This is a genomic window from Stenotrophomonas sp. NPDC077421 (genome assembly GCF_049545505.1).
GTDB lineage: Bacteria > Pseudomonadota > Gammaproteobacteria > Xanthomonadales > Xanthomonadaceae > Stenotrophomonas > Stenotrophomonas nematodicola.
Genome location: NZ_JBMWDP010000032.1, coordinates 15,000 through 34,721 on the forward strand (window position 1 = coordinate 15,000; position 19,722 = coordinate 34,721).

Annotated in this window: 17 protein-coding genes; 10 read left to right on the forward strand and 7 right to left on the reverse strand. The window is 68.6% G+C overall.

Annotation, left to right across the window (positions count from 1 at the left end; genetic code table 11):
- Positions 1 to 2: 2 nt before the first annotated feature.
- Positions 3 to 338, forward strand: coding sequence for a hypothetical protein (locus tag ACPEH1_RS15645; protein ID WP_423716030.1), 336 nt, complete (start codon positions 3 to 5; stop codon positions 336 to 338).
- Positions 339 to 413: 75 nt separating this feature from the next.
- Here ACPEH1_RS15645 and kbl read toward each other — a convergent pair whose 3' ends face one another.
- A complete protein-coding gene (gene kbl, locus ACPEH1_RS15650; RefSeq protein ID WP_017356798.1) occupies positions 414 to 1,625 on the reverse strand; it encodes a glycine C-acetyltransferase in 1,212 nt (403 codons plus the stop codon).
- A gap of 192 nt (positions 1,626 to 1,817) precedes the next feature.
- Here kbl and ACPEH1_RS15655 point away from each other — a divergent pair, with 192 nt between their 5' ends.
- Positions 1,818 to 2,519, forward strand: a complete 702-nt coding sequence (locus ACPEH1_RS15655; protein WP_017356797.1) for a TorF family putative porin — start codon at positions 1,818 to 1,820, stop codon at positions 2,517 to 2,519.
- A gap of 132 nt (positions 2,520 to 2,651) precedes the next feature.
- Here the strand turns inward: ACPEH1_RS15655 and tdh are convergent, their stop codons facing one another.
- Positions 2,652 to 3,674, reverse strand: coding sequence for an L-threonine 3-dehydrogenase (tdh, locus tag ACPEH1_RS15660; RefSeq protein WP_026070885.1), 1,023 nt, complete (start codon positions 3,672 to 3,674; stop codon positions 2,652 to 2,654).
- Between the two features lie 183 nt (positions 3,675 to 3,857).
- Between tdh and ACPEH1_RS15665 the strand changes: the two genes are divergently transcribed.
- The 7 genes from ACPEH1_RS15665 (at position 3,858) to ACPEH1_RS15695 (ending at position 12,551) form a co-directional block, all read left to right on the forward strand.
- The gene (locus ACPEH1_RS15665) at positions 3,858 to 6,023 is read left to right on the forward strand and encodes a S46 family peptidase (RefSeq protein WP_423716031.1); all 2,166 of its coding nucleotides are present in this window, start codon (positions 3,858 to 3,860) and stop codon (positions 6,021 to 6,023) included.
- A gap of 282 nt (positions 6,024 to 6,305) precedes the next feature.
- On the forward strand, positions 6,306 to 6,950 hold the full coding sequence (locus tag ACPEH1_RS15670) for a histidine phosphatase family protein (protein ID WP_017356794.1): 645 nt from the start codon (positions 6,306 to 6,308) through the stop codon (positions 6,948 to 6,950).
- 46 nt (positions 6,951 to 6,996) lie between these two features.
- Positions 6,997 to 8,271: a bifunctional tetrahydrofolate synthase/dihydrofolate synthase gene (folC, locus tag ACPEH1_RS15675; protein WP_153164574.1), complete on the forward strand. Its 1,275-nt coding sequence runs from the start codon at positions 6,997 to 6,999 to the stop codon at positions 8,269 to 8,271.
- Between the two features lie 106 nt (positions 8,272 to 8,377).
- Positions 8,378 to 9,400 (forward strand): SPOR domain-containing protein, encoded by a 1,023-nt coding sequence (locus ACPEH1_RS15680; RefSeq protein ID WP_136005546.1) that lies wholly within the window; start codon positions 8,378 to 8,380, stop codon positions 9,398 to 9,400.
- A gap of 52 nt (positions 9,401 to 9,452) precedes the next feature.
- Positions 9,453 to 10,184, forward strand: a complete 732-nt coding sequence (locus tag ACPEH1_RS15685; RefSeq protein ID WP_136005548.1) for a CvpA family protein — start codon at positions 9,453 to 9,455, stop codon at positions 10,182 to 10,184.
- Positions 10,185 to 10,213: 29 nt separating this feature from the next.
- Positions 10,214 to 11,680 carry an amidophosphoribosyltransferase gene (gene purF, locus ACPEH1_RS15690; RefSeq protein WP_017357086.1) on the forward strand — a complete coding sequence of 489 codons (1,467 nt, stop codon included), beginning with the start codon at positions 10,214 to 10,216 and terminating at the stop codon, positions 11,678 to 11,680.
- 10 nt (positions 11,681 to 11,690) lie between these two features.
- On the forward strand, positions 11,691 to 12,551 hold the full coding sequence (locus ACPEH1_RS15695) for a ferritin-like domain-containing protein (protein WP_206147307.1): 861 nt from the start codon (positions 11,691 to 11,693) through the stop codon (positions 12,549 to 12,551).
- Here ACPEH1_RS15695 and ACPEH1_RS15700 read toward each other — a convergent pair.
- Entirely contained in the window at positions 12,524 to 14,014 is a 1,491-nt protein-coding gene (locus ACPEH1_RS15700; RefSeq protein WP_017357088.1) for a phospholipase effector Tle1 domain-containing protein, read from the reverse strand. The genes ACPEH1_RS15695 and ACPEH1_RS15700 overlap by 28 nt on opposite strands.
- 238 nt (positions 14,015 to 14,252) lie before the next feature.
- Between ACPEH1_RS15700 and ACPEH1_RS15705 the strand changes: the two genes are divergently transcribed.
- Positions 14,253 to 15,509: a zinc-dependent metalloprotease gene (locus tag ACPEH1_RS15705; protein ID WP_423716032.1), complete on the forward strand. Its 1,257-nt coding sequence runs from the start codon at positions 14,253 to 14,255 to the stop codon at positions 15,507 to 15,509.
- An 85-nt stretch (positions 15,510 to 15,594) separates the two neighbouring features.
- On the opposite strand, the gene lpxH is transcribed toward ACPEH1_RS15705, so the two are convergent.
- From lpxH to ppx, 4 genes are all read right to left on the reverse strand, one after another.
- A complete protein-coding gene (gene lpxH, locus ACPEH1_RS15710) occupies positions 15,595 to 16,335 on the reverse strand; it encodes a UDP-2,3-diacylglucosamine diphosphatase (RefSeq protein ID WP_017357090.1) in 741 nt (246 codons plus the stop codon).
- 45 nt (positions 16,336 to 16,380) lie between these two features.
- On the reverse strand, positions 16,381 to 16,920 hold the full coding sequence (locus ACPEH1_RS15715; RefSeq protein WP_017357091.1) for a phosphatase PAP2 family protein: 540 nt from the start codon (positions 16,918 to 16,920) through the stop codon (positions 16,381 to 16,383).
- Positions 16,901 to 18,037 carry a glycosyltransferase family 4 protein gene (locus ACPEH1_RS15720; protein ID WP_017357092.1) on the reverse strand — a complete coding sequence of 379 codons (1,137 nt, stop codon included), beginning with the start codon at positions 18,035 to 18,037 and terminating at the stop codon, positions 16,901 to 16,903. The genes ACPEH1_RS15715 and ACPEH1_RS15720 overlap by 20 nt, the downstream gene beginning before the upstream one ends.
- Positions 18,038 to 18,134: 97 nt before the next feature.
- On the reverse strand, positions 18,135 to 19,661 hold the full coding sequence (gene ppx, locus ACPEH1_RS15725; protein ID WP_136005556.1) for an exopolyphosphatase: 1,527 nt from the start codon (positions 19,659 to 19,661) through the stop codon (positions 18,135 to 18,137).
- Between the last annotated feature and the right edge of the window lie 61 nt (positions 19,662 to 19,722).

Below are 19,722 nucleotides of genomic sequence, written 5' to 3' on the forward strand. Positions count from 1 at the left end.
CCATGCACGTCAACTCTTTCCACCGTTTCCTCCTGCGCGGCGGCTGCCTGCTGGCACCCGTCGCGCTGCTGGGCGCCTGCGGCGGCCATAAGCAGATGGCCAAGGCGCCGCCACCGGCGAGCGAACCGATCGTGGAGATCCACACGCCGGAGCTGGACGGCCGGGGCAGTTACCGTTTCCTGATGAGTGACGGCGACAGGCGCATGAGCGCCGACGAGTTCGATGCCTGGATGAAGGCCAACGGCATCCGCGTGGCCAAGGGCAACGCGCAGGATCGCGCCGCTGCGGTGGTGGTGGCCAGCAAGGAAACGGCGAAGGACAAGAAGAAAAAGAAATGACGCCCTGTGCGCGACCGGGCAAGGGCGGGCCAATGCCGTAGCGCGGGGCAATGCCCGCGCTACGGCAGGCGCTGATCACCCCTTGATGACGCCCAGCTCGACACCGATGCGGGTGAAAGCGTCGATCGCGCGATCCAGGTGCGCACGCGTATGTGCGGCGCTGATCTGGGTGCGGATGCGCGCCTGGCCCTTGGGCACGACCGGGAAGAAGAACCCGATCGCGTAGATGCCTTCCTCGAGCAGGCGCTCGGCGAATTTCTGCGCGAGCGGCGCGTCGTACAGCATCACCGGGCTGATCGGATGCACGCCCGGCTTCACGTCGAAACCGGCGGCCGTCATCTTCTGGCGGAAGTAGGCGGTGTTGTCGGCCAGCGTGCTGCGCAGGTCGCCGGCGGCGGCCAGCATCTCGAAGGCCTTGATGCCGGCAGCCACCACGTGCGGCGGCAGGGAGTTGGAGAACAGATAGGGGCGCGAGCGCTGGCGCAGCAGCTCGATCACTTCTGCGCTGGCGGTGGTGAAGCCGCCCAGCGCGCCGCCCATCGCCTTGCCCAGCGTACCGGTGATGATGTCGATCTTCTCCAGCACGCCCTTGACTTCGGCCGAGCCGCGGCCGGTGGCGCCGAGGAAGCCGGTGGCGTGGCATTCGTCGATGTGCACCAGTGCGTTGTACTTCTTCGCCAGCGCGGTGATCTCGTCCAGCGGCGCGATGAAACCGTCCATCGAGAACACGCCGTCGGTGGTGATCAGCTTGGTCCTGCAGCCGGCGGCATCGGCGGCCTGCAGCTGCGCTTCCAGGTCGGCCATGTCGCAGTTGGCGTAGCGGAACCGCTTGGCCTTGCACAGGCGCACGCCGTCGATGATCGACGCATGGTTGAGCGCATCGGAGATGATGGCGTCGTTTTCGCCGAGCAGCGGTTCGAACAGGCCGCCGTTGGCATCGAAGCAGGCCGCATAGAGAATGGTGTCCTGCTTGCCGAAGAAGTCGGCGATCTGCCTTTCCAGCTGCTTGTGCAGGTCCTGGGTGCCGCAGATGAAGCGCACCGATGCCATGCCGAAGCCGTGGCTGTCCAGCGCATCCTTGGCCGCCTGGATCAGGTCCGGGTGGTCGGCCAGGCCAAGGTAGTTGTTGGCGCAGAAGTTCAGCACCGTGCGGCCGTCATCCAGCGTGATCTCGGCCGACTGCGGGCTGGTGATGATGCGTTCGGACTTGAACAGGCCCTGGGCGCGGATCGCCTCCAGTTCTTCAACGTAGTGCTGGGTCAGCGGGGCGGTGATGGCGTCGCTCATGGCAGGCAGTCTTCGGCACGGGAAACCCGGGATTTTACCTGTCCCCGTCGGTACCGGGGCCGCCCTCCGGCGGCGCGCGGGTCGGGGCATGAGCGAAAACGGTTGCGCATGTGATTGTTGCATCGCAATATCAATCAGGTTAAAAAACCGTAAACCCCGCCGCACCTGCCCCCACGTCTGGAGAGACCCCGCATGAACCACGCCACGCGCTGCACCGCCGCCGTTGTGCTCTGCGCCGCCCTGCTTGCCCCGTTCGCCGCCGCTGCCCAGGACGAGACCGAGTCTCCCTTCAGCTGGAACGTCACCGCGGTATCGGACTACGTGTTCCGGGGTGTCTCCCAGACCGACGAGGACCCGACCCTGCAGGCCGGCTTCACCTACACCTCGCCGGTGGGCCTGTATGCCGGCGTGTGGGGCTCGGGCGTGGACTTCGGGCCGGGCGACCCGAACCTGGAGATCGACTACCTGATCGGCTACGGAGTGGATGTCACGGACGGCGTCAATTTCGACGTGCTGCTCAACCGCTACACCTACCCGGGCGCCAGCGAGCTGAACTACAACGAGCTGATCACCACCACCACGTTTGCCGAGCAGTACAAGCTCACGGTGGCCTACACCAACGACCTGTCCGGGTCCGATACCAAGAGCTGGTATTACGCGGTGGGCGGCGAGTGGGGCCTGCCCAATGACTTCACCCTGAGCGCGAACGTCGGCCGCACCTCGCTCGAGACCGATTTCGGCAAAGACTACACCGACTTCAACGTCGGCGTGAGCCGCCAGTTCGGCCTGTTCAACCTGGGTCTGGGCTACCACGGTACCGATGGTGCCGGTCGTGACAACAACGGCAGGCTGGCCGACAACCGCGTGGTGTTCACCGTGGCCGTGGGCAAATGACCTGACGCGGCGATGGGCATGAAAAAGGCGCCGAAAGGCGCCTTTTTCGTACCGACACCCGGTCGGTACCCAACCCGGCAGGGCATCACCTCCGTGGCAGGTCACGACCGGTGGTCGTGACGCGCCGCATGGTCAATTCCAGCTCAGCACGACCTTGCCGGCCTTGCCCTGTTCCATCAGGTCGAAGCCCTTCTGGAAGTCGTCGATCGGCAACTGGTGGGTGAGCACCTTGCCGAGCGGGAAGCCGGACAGTACCAGCTGGGTCATCTTGTACCAGGTCTCGTACATCTTGCGGCCGTAGATGCCCTGCACCGTGAGGCCCTTGAAGATGATCTTGTCCCAGTCGCAGCCGGCGCCCTTGGGCATGATGCCGAGCATGGCGATCTTGCCACCGTGGTACATGCAGTCGAGCATGTCGTTGAAGGCGCGCGGATTGCCGCTCATTTCCAGGCCCACGTCGAAGCCCTCCATGTGCAGGTCCTTCATCACGTCCTTGAGCGAGGTGTTGGACACGTTGACCACGCGGGTGGCGCCCATGTCGGCCGCCAGCTTCAGGCGGAAATCGTTGACGTCGGTGACCACCACGTTGCGCGCACCGATGTGCTTGCAGATGCCGGCAGCGATGATTCCGATCGGACCGGCACCGGTGATCAGCACGTCTTCGCCGATCACGTTGAACTCCAGCGCGCAGTGCGCGGCGTTGCCATACGGGTCGAAGAAGGCGGCCAGCTCGGACGGGATCTGGTCGGGGATCGGCCACAGGTTGCTGGCCGGCATCACCATGTACTCGGCGAAGGCGCCGTTGACGTTGACGCCGATGCCCACGGTGTTCGGGCACAGGTGCGGGCGGCCCCCACGGCAGTTGCGGCAGTGGCCGCACACGATGTGGCCTTCGGCCGAGACGCGCTGGCCGATCTCATAGCCGGTCACGCCTGGGCCGATCCCGGCGATGCGGCCGACGAATTCGTGGCCGATGGTCAGACCCGGCTTGATGGTGCGCTGGCTCCATTCGTCCCACAGGTAGATGTGCAGGTCGGTACCGCAGATGGCGGTCTTTTCCAGCTTGATCAGGACTTCGTTCGGGCCCGGGGTGGGGACCGGAACCTCTTCCAGCCAGATGCCCTTGGCGGCTTCACGCTTGACCAGGGCCTTCATTGTTTGCTGCGCCATCGGGGTGGAACTCGTCTGGGGGAAAACGCGGATTATAGAGCCGCCGGCAGTTTTCCCATGCTGCGTTGCGGGTGGTCCGGGGTCCCCCTGGGGGGCCATGACTTCCGGGCATCGGGGCGGGGCGGGTGCTGGGCTACACTCGGTGGTTCTTTCACCAGGGGCTGCTCAATGCGCTCGAACCTGCTCGCTTTCTCCGTCGTCGCCAGCCTTGGGCTGGTCCAGGTCGCCCATGCCGCCGAAGGCATGTGGGTGCCCCAACAGCTGCCGGAGATTGCCGGCCCGCTCAAGCAGGCCGGCCTGAAGCTGTCCCCGGAGCAGATCTCCAACCTGACCGGCGATCCGATGGGCGCGGTGGTGGCACTGGGTGGCTGCACCGCCAGCTTCGTGTCGCCGCAGGGCCTGGTGGTCACCAACCACCACTGTGCCTACGGCGCGATCCAGCTCAACTCCACCGCCGAGAAGAACCTGATCAAGGACGGCTTCAACGCACCGACCCTGGGCGATGAACTGAGCGCAGGCCCCAACGCCCGCGTATTCGTGCTCGACCAGATCACCGACGTGACCGACCAGGCCAAGGCCGCCATCGCCGCCGCCGGCAAGAACCCGCTGGCCCGCACCCGCGCGCTGGATGCCTTCGACAAGGCCCAGACCGCCGCCTGCGAAGCCGATGCCGGCTTCCGCTGCCGCCTGTACAGCTTCTCCGGCGGCAATACCTACCGCCTGTTCCGCAACATGGAAATCAAGGACGTCCGCCTGGTCTACGCGCCCCCGGGCAGCGTGGGCAAGTTCGGTGGCGACATCGACAACTGGATGTGGCCGCGCCACACCGGCGACTTCTCGTTCTACCGTGCCTACGTGGGCAAGGACGGCAAGCCGGCCGCGTTCTCGGCCGACAACGTGCCCTACCAGCCCAAGCACTTCCTGAAGTTCGCCGACCAGCCGCTGGGCGCCGACGACTTCGTGATGGTGGCCGGCTACCCGGGCCGTACCAACCGCTACGCGCTGGCCGCTGAGTTCAACGACACCGCCAGCTGGACCTACCCGACCATCGCGCGCCACTACAACGCGGTGATCGACCTGATCGGCAAGGCCGGCCAGCAGGACGCGGACATCAAGGTGAAGTACGCCGCCACGATGGCCGGCCTCAACAACACCGCCAAGAACTACCAGGGCCAGCTGGATGGCTTCAAGCGCATCGACGCCGCCGGCCAGAAGCAGGCCGAGGAAGCGGCCGTGCTGGCATGGCTGAAGAAGCAGGGCGCCGCCGGCAAGCCGGCGCTGGCCGCGCACGCGCAGCTGATCAAGCACCTAGAAGAAGGCCGCGCCACCCGCGACCGCGACCTGATCGTGGGCCAGTTCAACAACACCTCGGTGCTGGGTTCGGCAATCGCGCTGTATCGCCTGTCGATCGAGCGCAGCAAGGCCGACGCCGAGCGCGAAGCCGGTTACCAGGAGCGCGACCTGCCGTCGATCGAGGGTTCGCTCAAGCAGATGGACCGCCGCTATGTGGCGCGCATGGATCAGCAGCTGCAGGCCTACTGGCTGGGCCAGTACGCCGCACTGCCGGCCGCGCAGCGCAACAACGAGGTGCTGAACCAGTGGCTGGTGGGCAGCGACAAGGCCGCCATCGACGGTCTGGTGAGCAAGTTGTCGGGTACAAAGCTGGGCAGCCTGGATGAACGCCTGAAGTGGTTCAAGGCCGACCGCGCGGCATTCGAAGCCAGCACCGATCCGGCGATCCAGTACGCGGTGGCCGTCATGCCTGCGCTGCTGAAGCAGGAAGAGCAGAGGAAGACCCGCGAAGGCGAGTCGCTGGTCGCGCGTCCGCTGTACCTGCAGGCGCTGGCGGACTACAAGAAGAGCCAGGGCGAGTTCGTGTACCCGGACGCCAACCTGTCGCTGCGCATCACCTTCGGCAACGTCATGGGCTATGCGCCGAAGGACGGCGTGGCCTACACCCCGTTCACCACGCTGGAAGGCATCGTCGCCAAGGAAACCGGTACCGATCCGTTCGACTCGCCCAAGGCGCTGCTTGATGCGGTCAAGGCCAAGCGGTACGGCGGTCTGGAAGACAAGCGCATCGGCTCGGTACCGGTGAACTTCCTGTCCAACCTGGACATCACCGGCGGCAACTCGGGTTCGCCGGTGCTGGATGCCAATGGCAAGCTGGTCGGCCTGGCCTTCGACGGCAACTGGGAGTCGGTCAGCTCCAACTGGGTGTTCGACCCGGTGATGACCCGCATGATCTCGGTGGACAGCCGTTACATGCAGTGGATCATGCAGGAAGTGGCGCCGGCGCCGCAGCTGCTGAAGGAACTGAACCTGGTCAAGTAAGCCGGGCAGGGCAGATCCACCGAGCCCCGCTGCGAAAGCAGCGGGGCTTTTTTTGTGGTCGGTTGAGCCGACCGTTGGCCGGCTGGCCGCGCGCGGCGCTGCACTGATCGCGGCCGCCGTCAACCGCAACCGGGTGGTCCCCGGCGCAACGTGGGCGCAGAGCGGCCAGACCGCGTCCGGCACGGGTTCGATGCGTCAACCGGGTATGATCCCTGTTCCGCGCGCTTTCACAGGATGTGAACGAAACGCCGGAACTCCTCCCCCCAAGGACCCTTTGCTCGCATGCGCATCCTGCTTGCCCGTCACGGCGAAACCCCGTGGAACGCCGAAGGCCGCTACCAGGGCCAGATCGATATCCCGCTGTCGCCGATCGGCGAAGCCCAGGCCCAGGCGCTGGGCGAACGCCTGGTCTCGGTCGACATCACCCGCGCCGTCGCCTCGCCGCTGTCGCGTGCGCAGCGCACCGCCCAGCTTGCATTGGGCAGCGCGCGCGCCGACATGCTGCTCACCGAACCGGATCTGCAGGAAATCGCCCACGGTGAGTGGGAGGGTCTGCTGGCCAGCGAAATCAACGACAAGGATCCGTCGCGGCTGAAGGCCTGGCGCGAAGAACCGGACACCGTCCTGATGCCGGGCGGCGAATCGCTGCGCCTGGTCCTGGAGCGCAGCTGGCGCGGCCTGGCCCGCGCCGCCGACGGCCTCGGCGAGCACGACACCCTGCTGGTCGTCGCCCACGACGCCGTCAACCGCGTGATCCTGTGCCGCATCCTCGGCCTGCCGCTTTCCCGCCTGTGGACCTTCCGCCAGGCGCCGACCACCCTCAACCTGCTCGAAGGTTCCGACCTGGACAGCCTGGAAGTGGTTCGCCTGAACGACTGCGCCCACCACACGCCGTTCTTCGGCGAAGCCAAGCACCGCGCGCTGTAACGCCGTCCCGTCCCGCCCCGTCGTCCGCCACATTGATCCAACGCCCATGACCATCGCCCGCCCGCAGACCCTCACCGACTGGCTCACCTACATCGAGCAGCAGCACCCGGCCACCATCGACATGGGGCTGGACCGGGTGCGCACCGTGGCGCAGGCGATGAGCCTGGGCGCGCCGGCCGCCCGTACCATCGTCGTCGGCGGCACCAACGGCAAAGGCTCGACCGTGGCCTTCATCGAGGCCATCGCACGTGCCGCCGGCTGGAAGGTCGGCGCATACACCTCCCCGCACCTGCTGCGTTACAACGAACGCGTGCGCATCGATGGCCAGGACGTTGCCGACGAGGCACTCGTCGCTGCATTCGCCGCGGTTGAACAGGCGCGCGGGCAGACCACGCTGACCTATTTCGAGTACGGCACCCTTGCCGCGCTGCACCTGTTCGCCGCCGCCGGGCTGGACCTGGCGGTGCTGGAGGTCGGTCTGGGCGGGCGCCTGGATGCGGTCAACATTGTCGACGCCGACGTGGCCGTGATCACCACCGTGGACATCGACCACAGTGACTGGCTCGGCGAAGACCGCGAGGCGATCGGCACCGAGAAGGCCGGCATCATCCGCGGCTGGAAGCCGGTCATCCTCGGTGAAACCGATCCGCCGTCCAGCGTGCTGGCCCGCGCCTACGTGCTGGGTGCCAACGCGATCCGCGGCGGCAGCGACTTCTTCGCCGACGTCATCGACGCACAGCACTGGCGCTGGCGCGACGTCGGGTTCCGCATCGACCTGCCGACGCCGGCGCTGCGTGGGCCGATCCAGCTGCGCAATGCCGCCTCGGCGATTGCCGCGCTGCGCGCGCTGGACAAGCCGTTGCCGCGCGCGGCGTTCGTGGAGGGCATTGCCAATGCGCGCATCCGCGGCCGCCTGCAGTCCTTCGACCGCAACGGCGTGGAGGTGCTGGTCGACGTCGGCCACAATCCGCAGGCCGCACGCGAGCTGGCCGCCGCGCTCAAGGCCGCACCGGCCGCCGGGCGCACCGTGGCCGTGTTCGCGGCACTGCAGGACAAGGACGCCGCCGGTGTGGTCGAGGCGTTGGCGGCGCAGGTCCAGACCTGGCACCTGGCCGGCCTGGACGGCGCGCGCGCGCAGAGCGCCGAGGCGTTGCAGGCGCGCCTGGCCGGCACGGCCGCGGCCGATGGCAACCGCCATGCCAGCGTGACCGATGCGCTGCACCAGGCCCTGCGGGATAGCCAGCCCGGTGATCGCGTGCTGGTGTTCGGTTCCTTCCACACGGCTGCGCAGGCCCTGCAGTGGCTGGAAGCGACAGCGTGAATCCCGTCGGCGGTCCTGTGCCGCCGTTCAGCCGCATTCGACGCCGCGCGTGCGCGCGACCGTATAATCGCCGTGGCATTCCGCCGCGCCGCCCTGCCTGCCTTCCGTGGATACTCCTCTGAAACAGCGACTGATTGGTGCCATCGTTCTGGTGGCTTTGGCTGTGATCTTCCTGCCCATGCTGGTCAAGGGCCCCGCGCCGGACAGCGGCGTGGCCAATGTGCCGATCACCGCGCCGGCTGCACCGTCAGACGGACAATTCGAAACGCGTGAGTTGCCCCTGGTGGCGCCGACCGGGGCCGCCACCGGCCTGCAGAGCGGGGTGTCCAGCACCCAGCCGCTGGCCGACACCAGTGCCGTGGCTGCCGATGCGGCGCCGGCTGACACCTCCCCGGCCGTGGCTGCGGGCAATTACGCGGTCAGCTTCGGCGCCTACGGCAGCCAGGCCGATGCCGACGCGGTGATCGCCTACCTCAGGAAATCGCAGCTTCCCGGGTTCAGCGAGCCGGCCACGATCAACGGCCGCCCGGCCTGGCGCGTGCGCGTGGGGCCCTACGCGGATCGCGCCCAAGCCGAGTCGGCCCGCCTGCAGGCAGTGAAGGTGCGCAGCGACGTCAAGGCCGAAGTAGTGACCTTGGACGCCCGTGCCGACAGCGCCGTGGCTGCCACACCCACGCCGACGCCCGCTGCCGCCCCGGCCAGCGCCTCCAGCGCCACCCCGGCCGCTGCAGCCGCCAATACGGTCAAAACCGAAGCGCTGCCGGCCGAACCGGTGGCGGCCGCCAAGCCCGAGCCGAAGCCGGCCGCGCCCAAGCCCGAGCCGAAGCCGGCCCCCGCCAAGCCGGCACCTGCAGCCGCCACCGTTTCCGCACCGGCCGCACCGGCCGCCAGCAGCGTCGGGTTCGCCGTGCAGCTGGGCGCCTTCGGCCAGGCCGCTGAAGCCAATGCACTGCGCGACAAGGTGCGCGCGGCGGGCTTCAGCGCCTTCGTCGAGCAGGTCCGCACCGACAAGGGCACGTTGAACCGCGTGCGCGTCGGGCCGGTGGCCAACCGCGCCGACGCCGAAAACCTCAAGGCCCAGGTCGCGGCCAAGGTCGGCGTGGCCGGCATGGTCCGCCCGCACCCTTGAGCCCCGGCATGCACCGGCTGCCGGCCCCACGGCCCCACCGCGGCGTGCGGGCGTGATCGACATCGTGCTGCTGGCGCTGATCGGCACTTCGGTGCTGCTCGGGCTGATGCGCGGGTTCGTCGGCATCGTGGTCGCCACGCTGTCCTGGCTGCTGGCCGGCTGGGCGGCGTTCCTGTTCGGCAACGACGCCGCGCACTGGTGGGCCGCACCGGCCGCGCCCGGCACCGGCCATTACGTGGGCGGCTACCTGGGCGTGTTCCTGGCGGTGATGATTGCCGTGGGCGGGATCGGAATGCTGATCAAGGCGGCCGTGAAGGTGACCTGCCTGACCGGCGCCGACCGCCTGCTGGGCGGGGCGCTGGGCCTGGTCCGTGGGGCGTTCCTGGGCTGCGTCCTGCTGATGCTCGCCGCCTTCACGCCGCTGCCCGACGAGGCCGCCTGGCGCGACTCCCAGGTCCGCCCACTGCTCCAGCCCGGCGTGCGCTGGATGCAGGCGCAGCTGCCCGAGGTGGCGCTGCCGGAGGTGAATCTGCCGCAACTGCCGCCGCTGGAATTGGGCAAGCCGCTCGCGACAGGCGATAATGGCGTGCTTGGCGAGGTAGTGGCAGGGCGCGGATGGCCGCGTCCGGTTGACGAGGCGAGGGACCCGGTACCTGCCGACGCTGCGGCGCGCGGACCGGCTTCCACACTGCCCACCAACATCGAGCCGGCGCGCGCGCGTCCGGACGACACCGCTCCCTCGCGGAACGGTTCCCCCGGCCAGGCACGGCCACCTTCACTGTAGATGGGCACAGCCCAGCGGAGATTCGCACCATGTGTGGCATCGTCGGAATCGTCGGCAACCAGAACGTCGCCGGGCAGTTGTATGACGGCCTGACCGTCCTCCAGCATCGCGGCCAGGATGCGGCCGGCATCGCCACCGCCGATGGCACCCGCCTGCGCGTGCAGAAGGCCAACGGTCTGGTCCGCGACGTGTTCGACGCCAAGCGGATGTCGACCCTGGAGGGTCGCGTCGGCATCGCGCATGTGCGCTACCCGACCGCCGGTTCGGAAGGCATGGATGAAGCGCAGCCGTTCTACGTCAATTCGCCGTATGGCATCGCGCTGGCGCACAACGGCAACCTGATCAACACCGAAGCGCTGCGCCAGCAGGTGTTCGAACAGGACCGCCGCAACGTCAACACCGATTCGGACAGCGAAGTGCTGCTGAACGTATTCGCCTACGAGCTGGACGCGCAGCGCCAGCTCACCCCGGAAGCGGCGATCCGTGCCGTGGCCGGCGTGCACCGCCGCTGCAAGGGCGGTTATGCGGTGATCAGCGTGGTGCTGGGCCTGGGCCTGGTCGCCTTCCGCGATCCGCATGGCATCCGCCCGCTGGTACTGGGCAAGCGCGCCCATGCCGAAGGCGATGAATACATCGTGGCGTCCGAGTCGTCCGCGCTGGACGTGCTGGGCTTCCAGCGCGTGCGCGATGTGCGCCCGGGCGAAGCGCTGGTGATCACCGCGCGCGGCGAGCTGTTCTCCGAAGTGTGCGCCGAGCCGGCCGAGCACAGCCCGTGCATCTTCGAGTACGTGTACTTCGCGCGCCCGGATTCGATGATCGACAACGTCTCGGTGCACAAGGCGCGCATGCGCATGGGCATCAAGCTGGGCGAGAAGATCCTGCGCCTGCGCCCGGACCACGACATCGACACCATCATTCCGATCCCGGACACCTCGCGTGACGCCGCGCTGGAGATATCCAACACGCTCGGGGTGAAGTACCGCGAAGGCTTCATCAAGAACCGCTACATCGGCCGCACCTTCATCATGCCGGGGCAGGGCGAGCGGGTGAAGTCGGTGCGTCGCAAACTCAATCCGATCCATCTGGAATTCCGCAACCGCGTGGTGCTGCTGGTCGACGATTCGATCGTGCGCGGCACCACCAGCCAGCAGATCGTCCAGATGGCGCGCGACGCCGGTGCGCGCAAGGTCTACCTGGCCAGCGCCGCGCCGCCGGTGCGTTACCCCAACATCTACGGCATCGACATGCCGGCGGCCGAGGAACTGGTCGCGCACAACCGGAGCGTCGAGGAAATCGAGGCACACCTGGGCTGTGACTGGTTGATCTACCAGGACATCGAGGACATGGAAGCGGCGGTGCGCGAAGGCAATCCGGAGCTGAAGACGTTCGACTCCTCGTGCTTCAACGGGATCTACCCGACCGGGATTGAACCGGGCTACTTCGAGCGCATCCAGCAGTTGCGTTCGGACGATGCCAAGCACAAGCGGCGCGCCTGAGGCCGTTGGCATGGGCGAGGCGATGGACACTGCCGCCGGCAACCTGCTGCGCGCCGCGCAGCAGTGCCTGGCCGAGCCCGATCCGCTGCGCAAGGTCGCGCTGACCCAGCACTACGCGGCGCAGTTCCGCGCCGGGCGCCTGAAGGCACCGGCCGAGGCGCCGCCCCCCGAACCAATCCGCATGCCGGGCCGCCCGGTGCGGCCGACCCTGGTGCACCCGCGCGATTTGCCGCGACGCGGCCTGGGCAGTGCGGAGGGGCGCGCTGCGTTCATCCACGCCATCGCCCACATCGAACTCAATGCCATCGACCTCGCGTGGGATGCGGTGTACCGCTTCCGCGGGCTCCCCGGATCGTTCCACGCCGACTGGGTGGGCGTGGCGGACGACGAGTCGCGTCATTTCATGCTGCTGCATGGTCGCCTGCAGGCCCTGGGCCATGCCTACGGCGACTTCGACGCGCACAACGGCCTGTGGGAGATGTGCGAGAAGACCGCGCATGACGGCCTGGCACGGATGGCGCTGGTGCCGCGCGTGCTCGAAGCGCGCGGGCTGGATGTGACCCCGGGCATGATCGTCAAACTGCGTTCCAGCGGCGATGCCGACACCGCCGACGTGCTGGAGATCATCCTGCGCGAGGAAGTGGCGCATGTGGCGGCCGGCTCGCGCTGGTACCGCTGGTACTGCACCCGTGCAGGCGTCGAACCACGGCCGCGCTTCATGGCACTGCTGAAGGAGTACGCCGGCGGTTTCCTGTATGGCCCGTTCAATCTCGAAGCGCGGCTGCTGGCCGGGTTCGACGAGGACGAACTGGCCGAACTGATCGAGCAGACCGAGATGCGCGGTCAGGCGTTGGCCAGCACCACGCGCTGACCGTCCTCGGTCGGCCGGTTCACGTAGAACAGTCCCGGGCCGGGCCGATAGGGCAGCTCGCGGGCGGCCTCGTCGGCGGCGTACAGCAGCGCCGTATCGCCCAGCGCATCGAAATTCCAGTGGGCCGACTGCATCACGTAGCGCTGCCGCAGCAACCGTTCCTGCGCGGCATCCAGCGGCTGGCCGGCCAGCAGGCGCGCGGCAATGGGCAGCAGCGGTGCCGGCAGAGCCAGCGCCGGGTCCTGGTCCGGTGTGGCCCGCCAGGGCACGCCGGCCGCCGCCGCCCGCTGGTGCAGCAGGCGCAGTGCGATCCACTGGTAGCGCGGGTCGATGGACCGCCGCAGTACCACCGCCGCGTAGACGTGCAGCGTGGGCAGCAGGCGCACGCTGCGGCTGCCGGCCCGACGCTGCTGCTGCCACTGGTGCCACACGTCGACCCACACCGCCTCGTCGCCCAGGCTCAAGGTGGCCTGCCACTGGCGACACTGCGCCTGTGCACGACGATGGACGTCGCTGGCACGCAGCAGCGACAGGGGCGGCGTCGCGCCGTCGGCCAAGCCGTGGTCATCGAGGATCTGGCCGAGCGGGCGGGTCAGCAGTTTGGGGCCTTCCACCGTCTGGTCGTAGCCGCCGCCGATGTTGGCGTGCACACCGGGCAGGGCGATTTCCTCGTGCGGCGGTGCCACGCTGGTCAGCGCGAAGTGCTCGCGATGTTCGTCGCGGGCGGTGAGCTGCAGCACCGTGTCCGCGCAGTCGGCGGCGAGTGCGACCTCGGGCAGCTGGTCGCGCTGGCGACGATCGACCGCCACCACGGTATCGAGCAGCCCGACGAAACGGACCCGGCGCGCTTGCCCGGGGAACGCCGGCGCCAGCGCCAGCCCGGCGCGCACCAGTTGTTCACGCAGCCAGGCCGCTCCCTCGGGGCGCGCAAGGCGATTGACGGCATCGCGTGCGGCGGCGGCACCGCGCGAATAGCCGAACAGGTCCACCCGCACCGCGGCGATCGCCGGCAGCCTGGGCTGCCGGGCCAGCGTGCGCAGGGCATCGGGCAGCAGGACGTCCAAGGCGCGGTGGACCTTGGCGCGCACGCCGGTCCGGCCAACGCCGAAGGCCAGGCCCATCAGGTCGTCGTCCTTGCCGGTGCGCGTGCCGACGCCCTCGATGTAGATCGCCAGTGACAGCGGGCCGGCGGCCGGGTGGCCCGTGCCGCGATGGTCCGGGTACAGGCCGTGCAGACGCGCAATGTTGGTCAGGCCATTGCTGTAGCTGCTGGTCAGCCGGCTCTGGTAGGGCGAGGCATCGTCGGCGCGGATCGCCGGCGGGCGCGGAGCGGGTGTGGTGCTGCCGGGCGGACGCGAGGCGTGCCGCAGGTTGTCGGCATTGTTGCGGGTGCCGTCGAAGAACAGGCCGATCTGCAGCGGTACCGCCGCTGCCGTGCCTTCATTGCCATGTCCCCCCGCCATGTCGCTCCTGCCCCCCGGTCGATGCCCGATCACGTTAGCGCGAAACCGGGACTGGCGCGACGGGGAGGCGGAACGTGATGTTGCTGAACCGTGCGGATGCGGATCACAGATTTGAAAGGTCATCAGTTGCATCTATTGAATTCACGCGATCAACAGGCGCCATATGGCGCTGGCCTGTCGCAATCGGCCGCTTTCAGCAACGACTTCCCCGCAGTGTTCCCACTCATAGAGAGCCGACATGATGTCCAGATCGATGAGCAAGACCGCAGGTGTGATCACGTTGTGCCTGTTGACCGCCGGCAGTGCCTCGGCCGCGTCGCTGTTCGCCCCGGTCACCGTGGTGAGCCGCGCATCGGCCAGCAGCCAGCCGGCGCTGAGCGCGCTGATGAACTCCCCGTCCACGGCCACCGTGCAGGAAGTGCAGGTGGATGCGGCTGCGGTGACCGCGACCCAGAAGCAACTTGAGTTCGAGCTGCTCGGGCAGCCGGTGCAGGCCCTGCAGAGCCGTGTGGAGACCCTCGCCGACGGGGGCAGCGTGTGGTACGGCCAGCTCGGTACCCGTGCCGGTGCGCGGCTGGCCAAGGCCGGTGCCCCGGACCCGCTCAACCAGGTCATCCTGGTGCGCGCCGGCGACACGGTCACCGGCACCATCCGGCGTGATGGCCAGCTGTACCGCCTGCGTCCGATCAGCGACGGGCGCCACGTGCTGGTGGAAGTGGATGAGTCGCGCATGCCGGCCGACCATCCGGCCGACTACAACCGGCTGCCGACGGTGGCGATGCCGGTCAACGAGCAGATCGGCATTGCGGCCGCGTCCTCGGGTACGCCGGCCACCATCCGCGTACTGGTGGTGGCCACCAACGGCGCGGTCGCCGCGTACGGCGGCAACATGCAGTCGCTGGTGCAGCTGGCCGTGGCGGAATCCAACCAGGGCTACGTCAACAGCAACGTCGGCATCACGCTGCAGCTGGCCGGCTACGAGACCACCGCATATACCGAGTCCAGCAGCTTCTCCACCGACCTGGCGCGCTTCCGCCAGACCAGTGACGGCTATATGGACAGCATCCACACCAGCCGCAACACCACCCGCGCCGACGTGGCGGTCCTGGTGATCAACAACGCCAGTTCCTGCGGCCTGGCCTCGGGCATCGGCTCCACCGCCAGCACAGCGTTCGCCGCCGTGCACTGGGACTGCGCGACCGGGTACTACTCCTTCGCCCATGAGATCGGCCATCTGCAGAGCGCCCGCCACGACAGCGCCACCGATTCGAGCACCTCGCCGTACGCCTATGGCCACGGCTACCGTTACCAACCGGCCACGGGCACCGGCTGGCGCACGATCATGGCCTACAACTGCACGCGCAGCTGCCCGCGGTTGAACTTCTGGTCCAACCCGAACATCAGCTACAACGGGATTCCGATGGGCATTGCCGCCAGTGCGGACAACCAGCGGGTGCTGGTCAACACCAAGGCAGCCGTCGCCGCGTTCCGCTGACGTTGCCGGGGGCTGTGGGTGCCCACCCGGCAAGGGTGGGTACCCACTCGACCAAGCGGGCAGGTACCGACGGTGGGTCGGTACCTTACGCCAGCGATTCCAGCGTCCACCCCTGCGGGGTCACGCGCAGCACCGAACCCTGTTCGTACCAGTCGCCGAGCACGATGCGCGTGCACTCGCGCCCGCCCGCGTGGAGCGTGTGGATCGCCGGACGATGGGTATGGCCGTGGATCATGGTGTCCACGCCGTACCGGATGAAGGCGGCCTCCACGTCGGCCGGGGCGACGTCGGTGACCGTTTCGAACTGGGCCCTGTCGCCCTGCTTCATCTCCGACTGGCGCGCCTGGCTGGCATCGCGCGCCTTCTGTGCGAACGCGATGCGCGCGGCCAGCGGCTGCGCCAGGAACTGCGCCTGGAAGGCCGGGTCGCGGGTCTGCGTGCGGAACTGCTGGTAGGCCACGTCATCGGTGCACAGCAGGTCGCCGTGCTGCAGCAGCACCGGCCGGCCGTAGAGGTCGATCACGCTCGGGTCGGGCAGGATGCGGAACCCCGCGCGCCGGGCGTAGTCGTCTCCGACCAGGAAGTCGCGGTTGCCGCGGATGAAGTACACCGGCACCCCGGCGTCGGCTACCGCGTGCAGCGCATCGGCCACCGCATCGGCGGCGGCGGACGGCGTGTCGTCGCCGATCCAGGCCTCGAACAGATCGCCCAGGATGTACAGCGCGTCGGCCTGCAGTGCGTCGCGCTGCAGGAAGGCCAGGAACAGGTCGGTGATGGCTGGACGGCTGGGGTCCAGATGCAGATCGGAAATGAACAACGTGGTCATGCGCGCATTGTAAAACGTCGGGCGCCGCCGCATCGCCGCACCGCCTCACACCGGGAGCGGCAACCACTGCAGGCTGGCACCGGCCAGGCCGGTGGCGATCGCGGTGGCGGCCAGCACATCGCTGGGATAGTGCAGGCCCAGTACCACCCGCGACACCCCGACCGCCGCCGTGAACGGTACCAGCAGCGGTGCCAGCCACGGGTAGTAGGCCAGCGCCACGATGGTGAAGGACACCGCGTGCAGGGTATGGCCGGACGGAAAGCTGAACTCGTCCAGCGGCGCTACCCACGCGCGGATACGCAGATCGGCGGCGTAGGGGCGCGGGCGTCGTGTCCAGCGCTTGAGGCCCTTGTAGAGCAGCAGCGCCAACAGCCCGGTGGCCGCCATGTGCAGCGAGGCGCGCAGGCCGTCGAAGCCGTCCAGCAGCACCAGCGCGCCCATCAGGACGTACCAGAACACGCCGTCGCCGAGGCGGCTGACCGCGGCAAACCCCTGCCGTACCCGCCGTCGCCGGCAGTAGTGATTGGCGCGGCGGCACCAGCGCGCTTCATGGCCGCGCAGGGCGTCAAGCGGCGTGGTCGGCATGCGGCCTCCGGGCCTGGGCCAGCTCGGCAAGCAGGGCATCGAACTCGGCCACCACCTGCTGCGGATGCAGCCGCTTCATGGCGAGGGCCGCGTTGCGCCCGAGCCGCGCCCGCAGCACATCGTCCCCGGCCAACTGCACGGCGGCGGTCACGAAGGCGGCGTCGTCGCCGACCGCAATGCCGCTCTCATCGGTGCGCAGGTGTTCGCGCGCCGCGCCATAGTCGAAGGCCACCGTGGCCAGGCCGCTGGCCATCGCTTCCAGGGTCACGTTGCCGAAGGTCTCGCTGCGACTGGGGAACAGGAACAGATCGCCACTGGCGAAATGGCGGGCCAGCGCATCCCCGCGCTGTACACCGCAGAAGATGAAGTCCGGGTTGTCATGCGCCAGTGCGGCGCGCGACGGGCCGTCGCCGACGAACACGAAGCGGGCTTTGGGCCGCACCTGCTGCAGCCGCCGGAAGGCCTTCACTGCCAGCGCAAGGTTCTTTTCGGGTGCGATGCGGCCGACGTAGATCGCGGCAAAGCCGGTGCCGTCGATGCCCCATTCCTCGCGCAGCGCCGGATCGCGCCGGGTCGGCTCGAACTGACGGCTGTCCACCGCGCGCGCCAGCAGGCGCACCCGCTCAAAGCCCTGTTCGCAGAGGAACTGCTGCAGCTCCTGGGTGGGGACCAGGGTGGCGTCGGACTGGTTGTGGAAGCGCCGCATCCAGCGCAGTGCCGCAGCCTGCAGCCAGGCCACGCCGTAGTCGGGCAGGTACTCGTCAAAGCGCGTGTGGAAACCGGTGGCGACCGGGATGCCCATCCGCCGCGCGGTACGCAGGGCCGACCAGCCCAACGGGCCTTCAGTGGCGATGTAGATCGCATCCGGGCGCTGCTGCTGCCACTGGCGCGCCAGCCGCTTGGGTGCCGGCAGGCCGAAGCGCAGGCCGGGGTAGCGGGGCAGGGCCGCTCCGGACACCAGCAGGGTGCTCTCCCCGTCGGCGTCGCCGGCCTGGCGTGGACGCACCAGATCAACCTGGTGGCCGGCCGCACGCAGCCCCTGTTCGAGCCCCTGGACGGTCAATGCAACGCCGTTGACCTCGGGTGGATATGTCTCGGTGACGATGGCATAGCGCATGGCGGACCTCCCGTATGCGCGCATGCTGGGCGCCGGCGATGTAGCCGACATGACCCTGGCATGACCATCGGATGACGGCCCGGCCGGGCCGCCCGGTTCAGGCCACGAACGGCCTGAACTGCATCCCCAGCCCTGCCAGGCCCTCGGTTTCGCCGATCAGGTCGGCGCGCAGCAGCGGCCGCGCGTCGATGAACGCCTGTGGGAGGATCAGCGACAGCCGGGTATCGTCGGCGGTCAGTTCCAGTGCCGGCATGGGGGTGTCCTCGTGGGCGCGGTTGAGCAGCACCGCCAACCGCAGCAGGGCGGCCATCCGGCGTGCCGGCAGCAGCAGGCGCTCGGGCAGCGCATCGAAGGCGGCCTTGGGCACGTTGCGGCGATGGGTGCGCACCAGCGCGGCCAGCAGCTGCTGTTCCTGGCGCGAGAAGCCGGCGATGTCGGAGTTCTCCAGCACATAGCTGCCATGCACGTGGTAGCCGCTGTGCGCGATCATCAGGCCCAGCTCGTGCAGGCGCGCGGCCCAGCCCAGCATGCGTGCATCGTCGGGGTCCAGCCCCCAGGCGGCGTCCACCTGGCCAAGCAGGTCCATCGCGGTGCGTTCCACGCGCTCGGCCTGCACGGTATCGATCCCGTAGCGCAGGCTGAGCGCGGCCACCGACTCGTCGCGCAGGTCGTTCTCGCTGGCGCGGCCGAGGATGTCGTACAGGATGCCTTCGCGCATGGCCGCTTTGCTGACCAGCAGCTTCTGCAGGCCCAACGCCTGGAAGGCGGCCTCCAGCACCAGGATGCCGCCGGCGATGATCGGGCGGCGGTCGGCCGACAGGCCGGGCAGGTCGATGTCGTCGATCCGTTTGGCCTTGAGCAGCTCGTCGCGCAGCTGCGGCAGGGCCTCGGCGGTGATCGCGCCCTTGCTCAGCTTCATCGTCGCGCAGATTTCGCTGATCGCTTTGTGTGTGCCCGACGAGCCGAGCGCTTCGTGCCAGCCCAGCGCGCGGTATTTGGTGGCGAACTGCTGGAACTCGGCGCCGATCTCGGTCAATGCGTCCTTCCAGCGCTTGCGGCTGAGTTTGCCGCCGGGGAAGAAGCGCCGCGTGCTGGCAATGCAGCCGGCCTGCAGGCTTTCGCGCTCCAGGGTCTGCATGCCCTGGCCGATGATGAACTCGGTGGAGCCGCCGCCGATGTCGATCACCAGGCGGCGCTGGTCCGCTTTGGGCGGCTGCGCGTGGGCCACGCCCAGGTAGATCAGGCGCGCCTCCTCGCGGCCGCTGACCACTTCGATGGCATGCCCCAGCGCGGTTTCGGCCGGCATCAGGAAGGCCTGCGGCGAGCGCAGCTGGCGCACGGTATTGGTGGCCAGGGCGCGGACGCGCACCGGCGGAATGGCGCGGATGCGCTGGCCAAACCGGGCCAGGCATTCCAGCGCGCGCTGCCGCGCGTCGGCGGACAGGCCGCCCTTGCCATCCAGCCCATCGGCCATGCGCACCGTCTCGCGCAGGCGGTCAACCACCCGCAGCTGCCCGAGCGTGTAGCGCGCGATGACCATATGGAAACTGTTCGATCCAAGATCGATGGCGGCGAGCAGGTCGCCATCCTGCAGGGCGGGCGGAGTCGTGGTGGTATGCGGCATGGGCGAATGTTAGCCGAAGGCCGGTGTGCGGCGTCACCGCACGGCCTTCACATGGGATGCG

Excerpts from the sequence above, each read along its gene's own strand:
- purF (WP_017357086.1), top strand. The coding sequence starts at position 10,214 with ATGTGTGGCATCGTCGGAATCGTCGGCAACCAGAACGTCGCCGGGCAG.
- ACPEH1_RS15700 (WP_017357088.1), bottom strand. The coding sequence starts at position 14,014 with ATGGCGGGGGGACATGGCAATGAAGGCACGGCAGCGGCGGTACCGCTG.
- ACPEH1_RS15655 (WP_017356797.1), top strand. The coding sequence starts at position 1,818 with ATGAACCACGCCACGCGCTGCACCGCCGCCGTTGTGCTCTGCGCCGCC.
- ACPEH1_RS15695 (WP_206147307.1), top strand. The coding sequence starts at position 11,691 with ATGGGCGAGGCGATGGACACTGCCGCCGGCAACCTGCTGCGCGCCGCG.
- ACPEH1_RS15705 (WP_423716032.1), top strand. The coding sequence starts at position 14,253 with ATGATGTCCAGATCGATGAGCAAGACCGCAGGTGTGATCACGTTGTGC.
- ACPEH1_RS15715 (WP_017357091.1), bottom strand. The coding sequence starts at position 16,920 with ATGCCGACCACGCCGCTTGACGCCCTGCGCGGCCATGAAGCGCGCTGG.
- kbl (WP_017356798.1), bottom strand. The coding sequence starts at position 1,625 with ATGAGCGACGCCATCACCGCCCCGCTGACCCAGCACTACGTTGAAGAA.
- ppx (WP_136005556.1), bottom strand. The coding sequence starts at position 19,661 with ATGCCGCATACCACCACGACTCCGCCCGCCCTGCAGGATGGCGACCTG.
- folC (WP_153164574.1), top strand. The coding sequence starts at position 6,997 with ATGACCATCGCCCGCCCGCAGACCCTCACCGACTGGCTCACCTACATC.
- ACPEH1_RS15670 (WP_017356794.1), top strand. The coding sequence starts at position 6,306 with ATGCGCATCCTGCTTGCCCGTCACGGCGAAACCCCGTGGAACGCCGAA.
- tdh (WP_026070885.1), bottom strand. The coding sequence starts at position 3,674 with ATGAAGGCCCTGGTCAAGCGTGAAGCCGCCAAGGGCATCTGGCTGGAA.
- lpxH (WP_017357090.1), bottom strand. The coding sequence starts at position 16,335 with ATGACCACGTTGTTCATTTCCGATCTGCATCTGGACCCCAGCCGTCCA.
- ACPEH1_RS15645 (WP_423716030.1), top strand. The coding sequence starts at position 3 with ATGCACGTCAACTCTTTCCACCGTTTCCTCCTGCGCGGCGGCTGCCTG.
- ACPEH1_RS15720 (WP_017357092.1), bottom strand. The coding sequence starts at position 18,037 with ATGCGCTATGCCATCGTCACCGAGACATATCCACCCGAGGTCAACGGC.
- ACPEH1_RS15665 (WP_423716031.1), top strand. The coding sequence starts at position 3,858 with ATGCGCTCGAACCTGCTCGCTTTCTCCGTCGTCGCCAGCCTTGGGCTG.